Consider the following 12,442-nt stretch of genomic DNA (forward strand, 5'->3'; position numbering starts at 1 on the left):
ATTATCAAGGTTGCCGAACTGGCGCGGCTTAACCTGAGCGAAGAAGAACGCGAACGCTTCGGTTCGGAATTCGAGAAAATAGTCGCGTATTTCTCGGAATTACAGCAACTTATGCTTGGAGGTGAAATGACGCTTGAATATCCCTGCCCTCGTTTTGATGATGTCCCTGTTGGGTATGATATCGATATCAACAGGCTTTCAAGAAACATCAAACAGGGATATTTCAAAATCCCGCCTCTTCTTACATGAGCGAACTTCCTACAATTACTGAACTTATCTCAATGCTTCATCAGAAGAAAACGACTTCTGCCGAAGTAATCTCGGGAATAAAGAAGAACGTAGATGAATACGAACCTTCAGTGAACGCATTTATTAACCTATTTCTGGATGAAGCGTTACGCGAAGCAAAAAAAGCCGATGAGTGGGACTACATGCAAGGAAAGACACCTGGTCTTGCGGGCATACCGATTGCCGTAAAAGATAACATATGCGTTAAAGATAAGCCGTGCACATGTGCCTCAAGAATCCTCGAAGGTTTCGTCTCGCCTTATGATGCTACAGTCATAAAACGACTTAAAAAAGCTGGTGCGATAATAGTTGGAAAAACCAACATGGATGAGTTTGCCATGGGGGCTTCTAACGAGACCTCAGCATACGGACCGGTTCGTAACCCCCTGAACACCGACCGTGTTCCAGGTGGCTCATCTGGGGGGTCGGCTGCTGCGGTAGCATACGGTGCAGCTGTTGCTGCCCTTGGTTCGGATACAGGCGGCTCAGTCAGACAGCCTGCTTCGTTTTGCGGTTTAGTTGGCTTTCGTCCGTCGTACGGCAGAGTTTCCAGGTACGGTCTTGTCGCTTTTTCATCCAGTCTTGATCAGATTGGCCCTATAACAAAAAATGTTGAAGATGCTGCACTTATCTATTCGATAATAGCTGGCCCTGATGTCGATGATTCGACAACTTATCCGTGCTGGCCTGAGGAGGTTAATCTTACAGGCAAGCTCCCTGATGGAGTAAGAATAGGAGTGATAAAAGAATGCTTTGATGATCTTGAAGATAATAAAATTAAGGATGCTATCTTGTCCTCATTCAAAGAATCCCGAATAACGCTTATTGAAGTGAGCCTGCCGCTAGTCAAGTTCTCTATCTCTGCATATTACCTGCTTGCTATGTCGGAGGCTTCTTCAAACCTAGCCAGATACGACGGAATTAGATACGGTGCAAGGACTGAGGATAAGAACCTTCGTGAAACGTATTTTTCAACAAGAGGTTCAGGGTTCGGGAAGGAGGTAAAGCGTCGGATACTGGTAGGAACGTTCGGACTTTCTGCAGGTTATATCGAAGCTTACTACAACAAGGCGCTTGCATATAGAGCGTCGCTCGCAAAAGAATTCGATAATGCATTCAAGAAAGTTGATTTTCTCTTATCACCGACTGCTCCCACGCCAGCATTCAAACTGGGGGAGAAAATAGATGATCCCTTGCAGATGTATCTTTCAGACATATATACAACCCCTGCCGCTCTTGCAGGGTTGCCGGCTATTTCCATCCCAGCGAAAGAAATGGTTGACGGGTTACCCATCGGTATTCATATTGTAGCCCCACGCTTCAAAGATTCAGCCATCCTCGAGTTTGCTCATGCCATCGAAAAAATCTGAAACCGATGTATTGAATAAGTATGAAGTCGTGATAGGGATGGAGGTTCATGTTCAGCTTGCGACACAAACCAAGATGTTCTGTCGCTGTCAGGTGGACGTAGACTCTTTGCCTAATACGAAAGTATGTCCGATTTGCCTGGGGCTTCCGGGAGTGCTGCCTCAGACAAATACGGAGGCTATAAAACTAGGAATCAAAGCGGCGCTGGCGCTTGGCTGCAAAATTAACACAGATTCCCGATGGGCCAGAAAACACTACTTTTCTCCTGACCTTCCTAAGGGATATCAAATAACGCAGTATGAGTACCCTCTTGCTGAAAAAGGTTCTCTTGCCCTGCCCGGTATGAAAAAGAGCATTCGTATACGCAGAATTCATCTCGAAGAGGATGCCGGCAAGCTCCTACATTCACAGGAAGAAACACTCGTGGATTTCAACCGCTGCGGCGTTCCGCTTGCAGAGATTGTCACCGAACCAGAGATAGCAAGTGCGGAAGAAGCCGACGGCTATCTTAAGGAGTTGAGGCTTGTCCTGAGAACCATTGGTGTCACTGATGGGGAGATGGAGCGCGGGCACTTTCGCTGCGAGCCCAACATAAGCGTCAGGCGGAAGGGAAGTGAGGAGCTTGGTGTACGGTCTGAAATTAAGAATCTGAACAGCTTCAAAGCAGTAAGGGAAGGGATAGAATGTGCGCTTCAGGATCAGATTGTCCGGCTTGAAAAAGGCGAAAAGATAACCCAAACTACTTATCTCTGGGACGAGAAGAATCGAAAGCTTAAACCTATGCGCTACAAGGAAACCGCTGCGGACTATCGTTACTTCCCCGAGCCGGACCTGCCTGAGCTTGTTCTCGATTTGAAAGAAATTGAGAATCTCCGATTGCATCTTCCTCAATTACCGTCGGATAAAAGATCAGGTTATCTGGGTTCGGGTCTTTCACTTCAGGATGCAGAGATCCTTATTGAGGAGCCTAGCTGGGAGAAGTATTTTAACGATCTTATCGAAAATGGAGCAAGCTTCAAAGAAGCCTCTACCTGGCTTCTTAATGAGGCGCGAGGAATCATCTCGGAGCGCAAGGAGACTCTTTCGGAGTTCAAGGTAGATGCATCAGAGATGTCTTCGCTTATTGCGTTTCTTCGGAATGGTTCGTTATCCCGACCTGCGGCCAAAGAACTTTTAGCAAAAATGGCTGAGACAGGAGAAAGGGTCGAATACTTGATCCAAAAGATGGAGATTAAAGTAGTTTCGGATGAAGCCGTTTTAATGGATGCTGCAAAGCAGACAATACTCGAAAATCCTGAACCTGTCGAACGGTATCGATCGGGTAAAGAGGGTGTGATAGGTTTTCTTCTGGGCCAATGCATGAAGAAGCTTAAGGGCAAGGCTGATCCTGTAAAGGTAAAAGAAACTCTTTTGAAGTATTTATAGCGTAAGGAGGATTAATTGACACGCTACGAAAAAGGCATCCAGACGATAATTAACGATTGTCTAGGAGTCAAAAAAGGGGAAAGGGCGATAGTCGTTTGCGATACGCCAAAGCGCAAAATCGGAACGGATCTATTTGATAATTTAGTGAAGTCTGGTTGCGACGCTTCACTTTTTGAAATAATGCCGCTTCGCCAGCATGGCGAGGAACCGCCAAAGTACGTAGCCGATTTATTAAAGCAGGCGCAGGTGTTTCTTATTCCGACATCCAAATCCATGACTCATACTGAAGCGCGAAGGAACGCAGTAAAAGCGGGTGCTCGCGGCGCGACCCTGCCGGATGTAACCGAAGAGATGATAGCGGGCCCTATGCTTGTTGACCACAAGGAGATTTTAAAACGCAACAACAAGCTTTCAAGGTTGTTAAAGGGTACTAAGAAAATTATAATAACATCAAAAAAAGGAACCGATGTTGAAATTAATGCTGAGGGACGCCACTTTCATGAAGACAGCGGATATCTTGTTAAACCCGGTTCCTTCTCCAATCTTCCTGCCGGAGAGGTCTACGCAGCCCCTTACGAAGGCAGAAGCTCAGGCGTAGTCATTTTTGATGCGAGCTTTTCGGGAATAGGAATGCTTAAGGAGCCTATATCTATAGAGATTGAAAAAGGACGAGCATCAAGAATAAAAGGCGATAGAGGCAGACTTTCAAGGATGCTCGATGTAGCTGGTTATTACGGCAGGAATTTGGCGGAAATAGGCATAGGAACTAACGACAAGGCTCGGATAACAGGATTCGTCCTTGAAGATGAAAAAGTAATGGGGACGATACATCTTGCCTTTGGGGACAATTCCAACTTCGGCGGCAAGGTCAAGGCAGACGTACATCTTGACGGTCTTGTTCTTAAACCAACCCTGATTGCAGACGGGAGAACTATAATAAAGGATGGCCGCCTGCTTATTTAGGCTTCTTTTGACGCTCATAGTTTTTGGAGCGCAAGAGGGCCTGGTTCGTAAGATTCGATTTGAAGGAAATCGTCACTTTTCAGATTTAAGGCTGGCAAATACGATTACGACACAGAGAAATGATATCTTTTCAACATTCAACGCTTCAGTCGATTCATCCGAACTCGTAAGGTTTTACCGTAACCAGGGTTTTCCGTGGACTTCTCTTGAATACAGCTATGAACTGTCCCGTAAAAGATTGACCTTCAGGATAAAAGAAGGCGAACGCCTTAAGATATCAAATATCGTAACCAAAGGAATTTCCAAAGACGATGCGGATTTGATATTAGCAAAGATCCCTCTGAGGAAGCCGTTCGCCTTGACAGCCTTCGGTTTGTCGGAAACCCAAAGAATTACCAGGAAATACTATCTGGACAGGGGGTATCCTTACGCAGTAGTTGAAACCGACACGACTACCCAGATGTCTAATGTTGAACTTACGATTAAGGTAGCGCCCGGAGTTAAGGCTTATATCGCAAGCGTCCATTTCCTTGGGGTTGCAGATTCGATTGTTAATCATAACTACCTTCTCAAGACAACCCGTCTTTCAACCAACCTTGAATACTCGGCCGCTAAAATTGACAAAGCTTCAAGTTTTTTGTATGCAACGTCGCTTTTCTCACGGGTGGAATCCCGAATTTCAAAAGCGTCTGAAAGGGACGATTCACTCGATTTGAGCTTCGACTTGACATGCAATTTATTTCAGAACATTTCGCTCGGCGCAGGGTTATCTACAGAGCAAAACTCTTTTTTGCCGGATAGATTGTCTTTATCGGCAGGTTGGGAACACAACAATCTCTTCCGACGGGGAGTAGGCTTGTCGATTCAGTCGGGGTTCAATCCCGTTATCTTAGGCTCATCCAGAGGAAACTACCTTCTTGATCTCAAAATCAAGAACCGCTTTCCGTATTTTTTACCGTGGGGCATAGCTTTAACCCTTACACCTTACTGGGAGAATAAGTTCAATAAGGGCGACAGTTCAAATCCGACTTTGACTTCCCATACGGTAGGCGGAGAAATCGGTCTTGAAAAGTGGGTATCCGAAAAATTTCTCACAGGAATTTCCATGCAGGTTAAAAGAAACTGGTCATTTGCAGACGGTATTCCTTATTCGCCCGTTGATTCCATCGGCAAGGCAAACTTCCTTCGCATCTTTTGCTCATACGACAACCGCAATGATTTCTTCAATCCATCATCCGGAATATTCCTGTATCCTTACGCCGACTGGGCCGGCACGCCATTCGGCGGCAACAATGACTTTGCCAGGATTTCGGCCGATTTCCGCAACTACTTATCTTTGCCTTTAAAAATGGTATTGGCCTGGCGCCTGAAAGCAGGAATAATAATCCCGCATTCAGGTATGCAGCCTGAGCTTATTTCACATTATGAGAAGTTTACGCTCGGAGGAACAGGGAGCGTACGCGCAATTGCTCCGAAATCAATAGGGCCGGACTCGATTATCGAAGACTATAAAACCATCCGCGATTCTCTTACAGGCGACTCCGTTACCCTACCTGTATACAAGCATTACGGCACCTTGCTATTGCTGCATAACCTTGAGGTCAGAACCCCCTATGCATTCGGCTGGGTGGGTCTTGTTTTTTTTCTCGATGCTGGGATATGCGCAAGAGATGCGAATCATATCAGAGAAGACGACTGGGCATGGGGACCAGGAGTAGGTATTCGGGTCAACACGCCTATAGGTCCTGTCCGGCTTGACTGGTCTAAAGACGTAAAAACTCCATTCGTATGGAATAAGGACAGCATATTTACAAGCAATATAGGGAGATTTGAGATTGGCTTTCTACAAGCGTTTTAGACGTATTAGGGGAGAGCGCCATAGCGCTCTTGACCCTTTCAAGCGTTTTCTCAGATTCGTTGTAATCGCGGGAATATCTATTACAGGAATGCTTGTTGTTGCTTTCCTTTTCAGGGTTCCGTTGCGTGATGACATAGTAAAAAAGGCCCTTGCCCTTGCGAACGAACAGGGTTTTCAAGTTGAGTATCAAAGCGTTTGGGGAGATCTTTTCGGGGGGATAAATTTCAAGGAATTGAAGGTTATTCAAGATGAGGAGCACTGGCTTCTAGCGGATCAGGTCAATATTTCTTATCGGCTTCTGCCACTATTGTTTGCACAAAAATTTGAGATTCGTTCGGTCAGGATTGTAAAGCCTTTTGCAAGGTGGCAGCTTCCGGAAGAAAAACCCGAAAGCACGGAGGTCTTTGATCCTTTGATTAATCTTAATCTGAGTTCCCTAGTCATAAGGAGTGGAAGCGTGGAGCTTTCCGATACGATGCTTTTAGAAAACATCCAGATGAACGCAAAGATAGAGATTAAACCTCATAGTGTGAGCGGCAGATTAAGAAATCTGTCCTTTCAGACGCTTTTGAATGACACCTTAAGGTTCGATTTGAGGCAGGCTCGAACCAATTTCGCGTATACAGTTCCCGGCGGTATCAATATTTCCAATCTGAATCTCAAAACCGGCAGGTCTATTCTTAAAGGCGATTTTTATATAGGCGACTCCGTATGGGATATAACGCTTCGCGAGGCGAAGATAGCGCTTGACGAAATTGCTCCGGCTTATCTTTCAGGAACTGTAGTTGCTGAAGGGAAAGTTGCCGAGAAACCGCTTGGGTACAGCGGTGATTTCAGGTTAAATTTGTATGAAGCGGAGTTAGGCGGAGTAAGAATTGCAGATGCTACGCTCATTCTTAAAGGCGAAGGAGGCATATTCGATTTATCTGTAATTGGAAGCAATCCGGAGTTAGGAAAAGTGGAGATGTCAGGTAAAGCAGGCATAACCAAAGAAATAATTGATTGTGATCTGGCTATTAAAGATATAGAACTCTATGAATCAACTGGTTTTCCTTTGAAGTTTAAAGGAGCCCTAATCGCCAGTTACGCATTATTGGACAACAGAATCAAAGGGAAGGTCGTAATTGATGAAGCGAACATCTATCCTATACCGGAAATGGATATCGACATCAACGGATCATTAGATGCTGCATTCGATTTTTCAAATGAGACCGGCAATGTGTCCGGAAGCCTGAACGATATACATTTTCAGGGGATGCCTTGGGGGAACTCAACGTTGGATATCTCTTTTAATGGAGACTCGATATATCTCAGGGAGTTTTCTCTGAATCGCGATTTGTCCAGGATCTCTGTTTCAGGTTTTGTAAAAAAAGATTCTGTAGAAGCTGATTTCAATATCCACAGTTTTCAACTCGGCAGCCTGGAGAAGTTTAATCCTTTGGGAGCTCCTGCAGAGATTGATGCAAAGATAACGATTGGAGGCACCTTAAAGACCCCCCATTTTTCAGGGGTACTTCTCGCGCGTTCAAACGAAGCGCCATTCAAACATCTTGAAGCAAGTCTTGAATCTTTTAATCCGATTGATTTATCCGGCAATTTGGACTTAATAATAAACGATCTCGATGGACCCGGGGGAAAACCATTTTATCTTGACGGATCAGTGAAAAACGGTCGAGTCAGCCTCTACATGGACGACAGAAGCGTTACAACTCTGAACACATCAGGAATACTGAATGTCAACTGGGAGAAACCGGCTGCCGTTTACGAATGCGAGGATATTCTGTTTTTAGCAAGAGGAGATACGATTTCAAATCGATTTCCCTTTGTCTTAGGAGTAGAGAAGGATTCTTTGTATATAGGTCCGACATTTCTTTTTGTAGGCGCAGGCGAAGTCGCCGCAACAGGCTCCTGGCAATTCAACAAAATGCCTCATCTGGAGCTCTCATTCTACGATGTTACCTTAGAAACCTTCGGAGGAATTATAGGCCTTCCTGAAGGATCGAGGGGAAAGCTTCGAGGTCAAATCGCCAGCCGTGATGAAGGGTCTGACAGAAACATAATAGTCGACCTTGGTGCAAGTGATCTTCATATTAATGGATTGGATGCAGACGGCATAAGCTTTTCGGGAACCCTAGACACGCTGCGGCTCGATTTTACGGCCTCCTTTGAAAAAGACGGAAGCATAACGAATGCCGAAGGGTATGCTGAATATGATTTGAAAGATACTAACATAGTAACTTATCTAGACATTCACGCGACTATTGACGATATAGGCGTCTGGCCTTTCGGTTTTATGAAGGACATCCTTGAGGTTCGAAGCGGTCTCGTAAAGGGCGAACTCAATGTAAAAGGCAGACTCGAGGACCCTGATATAACTGGATGGCTGAACGTGCGCGGAGCCGAGCTTTACCAGCCGGTAATGGATTTGTCGAGCGAATCATCGGATGCCGACATACTTTTTAAGAACGGAAAGGTAATAATCGACAGGCTTGATGCGACAATCGTCAAGGAAAAGACGAAAGGAATCCTTAGCGCAAGGGGCGATTACGCTCTTTTTGCACCAGGACATCCCTTTTACTTCGGCATTATCTGCCAGAATGTGCCCTTTTCGCCCGAAAGACACATCTTCGCAATAAGTTCAGGGAATCTCACAATCAAAGGAACGGATACGACCCCCTTGAGGATAGAAGGCAAGATGGAGATAAAAAGAGGATTAATCACTTACGGACTTGGAGACGAGATGCGCTTCATTTCTCCTTATGCGCCTGCTATCAATCCGAATCTGCCTCCGCCTCCTCCTACGTATCTAGATCTCAGCATTTCGGGCGAGGATAACATATGGATAGCGAACAGAGATATGAAGGTTGAGGTTGTGCCGGATCTTTATATAAAACTCAGGGAAGACCCCAATCCCCAGATAACGGGTACAATCACCGTAAAACGGGGTGAATACTATTACCTTGCCAACAGACTGCAGTTCGATCCTTCAAGAAGCAAAATAGTGTTTCCGCCTACACAGGAGCTCAATCCGGAGCTGGATTTGTGGACGAGCTTAAGGACGAACGTTATAGACTCCAGTTCGGGTTATTACCAGCCAATAGTAGCAATACTTCATATGGGCGGAACCATGTATGAACTAATCCCTGAGTTCTTTTCAGACCCGCCCGTATGGACTGAATCCGAAGTAGTAAGTTACCTGAATCTGCGCATCGTGCCGGGCGACGTTACAAATCCGGATTACGAGGCTGTGATTTCTCAGGTTTTTACGGATTACTTAAGCCTCGGAGCTACTACTCTTATTCAAAAATGGCTTCCTGTGGATATTGTAAGGATAGAAAACCTAGGCGATAAAGATGCCAACGTCACTTTCGGGAAATACTTCGGCGATAGATGGTTTGCATCATATACGCAGGCTATTTCGGAAAACCCTGATAATCCGTTTCAATTCAAGGTCGAGTATGAAATAGATAAAAAACAGAATATTGTGCTTGAAAGAGACGAAAAGGGCGCTCATATTCTTCGCTGGCAGATTAAGTTTAAGTTCTGATGATAGCCCACGCTGTGCCGCTTTGGCGGCCCCTTGATGAACTGCGTTACTCGACAAAGGTACCATTAAACCCAGGCGACCTTGTAAAGGTTCCTCTTGCCGGTAAAACCGTGTACGCCTGCGTTGTTAAAACAGAAACCGGATGTGAGGAGGGTCTTAAGGAACTCGAAAAACGCGTGGCTGAGTCTCTGTTTCATCCGTCAATTCTGGAACTGGCAAGGAATATTGCAGTCGATCACATGGCCTTCTGGGGAGAGATGCTCGGTGCGGTTCTTCCGAAAGACATATTACTGCCTCCTAAGACGCCTGGCGCTCATGAAGGTCGATCCGCCTTCGCAAATCTGAAGATGAGAGGGGACGAGGAAAAGATTATTAGCGAAATTGAACGCGCAAAAAAAAGAGTTCTTCTTCAATCGTCTTCCGATTATACTGGATTGTTCGTGTCGCTCATCCGCAAGTATATATCAAACCAGAAGCAGGTTCTTGTGTTATTACCGGATGAGCCTTCTCTTGCCCGATACTGCGAACGTTTCTCTGCGTTCTTGCCCGTTTCGATTTATAGTTCAAACCTTGGACAGGCTGAACGGAGAAGCTTATGGCACGGCGTAAACCAAGGTTCGGTCGATCTTGTGTTCGGGTTAAGATCGTCCGTTCTTCTTCCATTCAGGAATCTGGGACTTGTAATTGTCATCGACGCTGATTCTAATTATTACAAGGAACGAACTCGTCATTTAGATTACGATGCAGTCGATATAGCCGCAAGACGCATTAAAGAAGAAGGAACCAAGCTTATTCTTTTCTCTGTAGCTCCGACATTAGAGATGTCGCATATGGCCCGCTCTGGTCATTTTTTCCGCATCGAGCGTCAGGTGCCGCAAAAAGGTAAAGCTATTATCGTAGAAATGAAGAACGAGAAAGAAGGGGCAGTTCTTTCTTCGACGCTTAGCGAGTTGATTGTTGCAGCGCATAAAAGAAAAATGCAGTCTTTGCTGCTTCTGAACCGGCTGGGTACGGCTGGTCGACTAATGTGTCTTGAATGCGGTCATGTTCTTTCGTGTATAACCTGCGGACTTTCTCTAAAGCTGGTTAAGATTGGTGAAGATTTGGAATGTCCTGTTTGCTCAAGAAAATACCTTGCCCCTGAACGCTGTCCGCAATGCGGAGCCGCAAGATGGCAGCCTCTTTCTCCCGGGCTCTTAACTCTTAAGAAGGAGTTAGGACGGCTTATTCCTAACGCTAAAACATGTGAGATAACGGCTGAACGTAAACCGCTGCTCGACGAAGTTTATAATTCCGATGTCATATTTGGCACGAGCGCGGCGCTTGAGTACATTCCGTCAAGGGTTCACACCGCAGCGCTTCTTTCCTGGGATGCGGAACAATCAAGACCCGATTTTCGTTCCTCTGAGCGTGCGTATCGTGATGTTGCATATATGCGAAGGTTGATTTCATCATCACCTGACGCTCGCCTTGTCGTGCAGACTTACAGACCGAGAGATAATGTGCTTCGCTGGGCTCTTACCGGCGACTACGAATCCTTTTTTCATTACGAGATTCGCAAACGCAGGGAACTCGGTTATCCGCCGTACCGACGGCTGGTTCTCTTCGAGCGTACGTCTCTAAAGAATGCGTGGGATGCAGAAAAACTCTCACAATCCCTTGTACGTGACGGGGTGGAGATACTGGGTCCTTATACGGGAAGAAAGGCAAAGGAGACCTTATTAGTCAAGATAAGACGCGACTTATCGCCGGGAACACTTTTGGACGCCCGTACGCTTCTCAAATCCGGCTGGCAGTCCGAGGTGGACCCGGTGGAGATAATGTAGCGGCCTCTTTCTTGACAAAAGAATATACATTGAGTATTATTGATTATGCCTAAAAAGAAGGCGCAGGCCGAGGAGCTCAGGACGGGCGTAATTTAATGCGGGGATAATCTGGATGTTATGCAGAGGCTTCCTTCGGAATCCATTGATCTTATATACATTGATCCGCCGTTTTTCTCCAATCGCCACTACGAGGTTATCTGGGGCAACGGCGCCGAACTCCGCGCATTCGGCGACCGCTGGAAGGGCGGGATAAACGTCTACGTCGAGTGGATGCGCGAACGGCTCATTGAGATGCACCGGCTTCTCAAACTCACGGGCTCCATTTACGTTCACCTCGACTGGCACGCAGTGCACTACATAAAGTGCGAGATGGACGACATTTTCGGGATGGGAAACTTCCGAAACGAAATCAGTTGGTGCTACAGCATAGGAGGACGAGGAAAACAACAGTGGGGACGGAAGCATGATAGTATACTCTTCTATTCTAAAGAGGAGAAGTTCTACTTCAATGTTGATGAAGTTAGAGTACCAGGAAAGACAGGAACCTACATGAGAAGGGGACATGATGAAAAAGGACGTGAATTTTTAGAAAAAACGGATAAGAAAACCAGCAAGGTCTACCGATATTACGTTGATGATGGAACTATTCCTCCAGATTACTGGACCGATATTGAACAACTCAACAGGGAGGACGCAGAACGGCTTGGTTATCCAACTCAAAAACCGGAAGCATTGCTTGAACGTATTATCAAAGCCTCTTCTAAAAAGAATCAGATAGTAGCCGATTTCTTCTGCGGAGTCGGCACCACCCTCGCCGTTGCCGAAAGGCTTGGGCGGCGCTGGATAGGTTGTGACGTTTCACCCATTGCCTGTAAGCTAGCACGCCGGCGTATATCAAAAGTCATTAAGGAAGAGAGAGACATCGAAATAATCGGTATGCCGCACGATATTGACGAGCTTAAGACAATGGAGCCTTTTGAGTTCCAGAACCACGTCATTGTTGACCTTCTGCACGGAACCTGCTCTCGCACCAAATCCGCAGATCGTGGTATAGACGGCCACGACTTCGGGCATAATCCTGTGGAGGTCAAGCAGTCCGACGGCGTGGGCAGACCGGTTGTCCAGAAGTTCCATTCGGCTGTGCTCGCCGAGAGGCGCAACAAAGGA

8 protein-coding genes are annotated in these 12,442 nt (G+C 46.1%); all 8 read left to right on the plus strand.

Annotated elements, in window-relative coordinates:
* Window positions 1-249: aspartyl/glutamyl-tRNA amidotransferase subunit C (locus tag GX441_08770; protein ID NLI98734.1), on the plus strand; the 249-nt coding region annotated here is incomplete at its 5' end.
* A complete protein-coding gene (gene gatA, locus GX441_08775; GenBank protein ID NLI98735.1) occupies window positions 246-1,658 on the plus strand; it encodes an Asp-tRNA(Asn)/Glu-tRNA(Gln) amidotransferase subunit GatA in 1,413 nt (470 codons plus the stop codon). The genes GX441_08770 and gatA, both read left to right, overlap by 4 nt.
* Entirely contained in the window at window positions 1,639-3,081 is a 1,443-nt protein-coding gene (gene gatB / locus GX441_08780; protein ID NLI98736.1) for an Asp-tRNA(Asn)/Glu-tRNA(Gln) amidotransferase subunit GatB, read from the plus strand. Before gatA ends, gatB begins: the two co-directional genes overlap by 20 nt.
* Before the next feature lie 15 nt (window positions 3,082-3,096).
* Window positions 3,097-4,044 carry an aminopeptidase gene (locus GX441_08785; GenBank protein ID NLI98737.1) on the plus strand — a complete coding sequence of 316 codons (948 nt, stop codon included), beginning with the start codon at window positions 3,097-3,099 and terminating at the stop codon, window positions 4,042-4,044.
* Window positions 4,025-5,902: a BamA/TamA family outer membrane protein gene (locus GX441_08790; protein ID NLI98738.1), complete on the plus strand. Its 1,878-nt coding sequence runs from the start codon at window positions 4,025-4,027 to the stop codon at window positions 5,900-5,902. Before GX441_08785 ends, GX441_08790 begins: the two co-directional genes overlap by 20 nt.
* Window positions 5,880-9,449, plus strand: a complete 3,570-nt coding sequence (locus GX441_08795; GenBank protein ID NLI98739.1) for a hypothetical protein — start codon at window positions 5,880-5,882, stop codon at window positions 9,447-9,449. Before GX441_08790 ends, GX441_08795 begins: the two co-directional genes overlap by 23 nt.
* Complete coding sequence (locus tag GX441_08800) at window positions 9,449-11,275, plus strand: hypothetical protein (GenBank protein NLI98740.1); 1,827 nt, start codon at window positions 9,449-9,451, stop codon at window positions 11,273-11,275. The genes GX441_08795 and GX441_08800 overlap by 1 nt, the downstream gene beginning before the upstream one ends.
* A 117-nt stretch (window positions 11,276-11,392) precedes the next feature.
* A partial coding sequence (locus GX441_08805; protein NLI98741.1) for a hypothetical protein occupies window positions 11,393-12,442 on the plus strand: 1,050 nt, incomplete at its 3' end.

This window comes from bacterium (assembly GCA_012517375.1).
GTDB lineage: Bacteria > Hydrothermota > Tepidihabitantia > B3-TA06 > B3-TA06 > JAAYVC01.

Bases quoted from the DNA above. Each gene is read 5' to 3' on its own strand.
- GX441_08790 (NLI98738.1), top strand. From the start codon at position 4,025: ATGGCCGCCTGCTTATTTAGGCTTCTTTTGACGCTCATAGTTTTTGGA.
- GX441_08800 (NLI98740.1), top strand. From the start codon at position 9,449: ATGATAGCCCACGCTGTGCCGCTTTGGCGGCCCCTTGATGAACTGCGT.
- gatB (NLI98736.1), top strand. From the start codon at position 1,639: ATGCCATCGAAAAAATCTGAAACCGATGTATTGAATAAGTATGAAGTC.
- gatA (NLI98735.1), top strand. From the start codon at position 246: ATGAGCGAACTTCCTACAATTACTGAACTTATCTCAATGCTTCATCAG.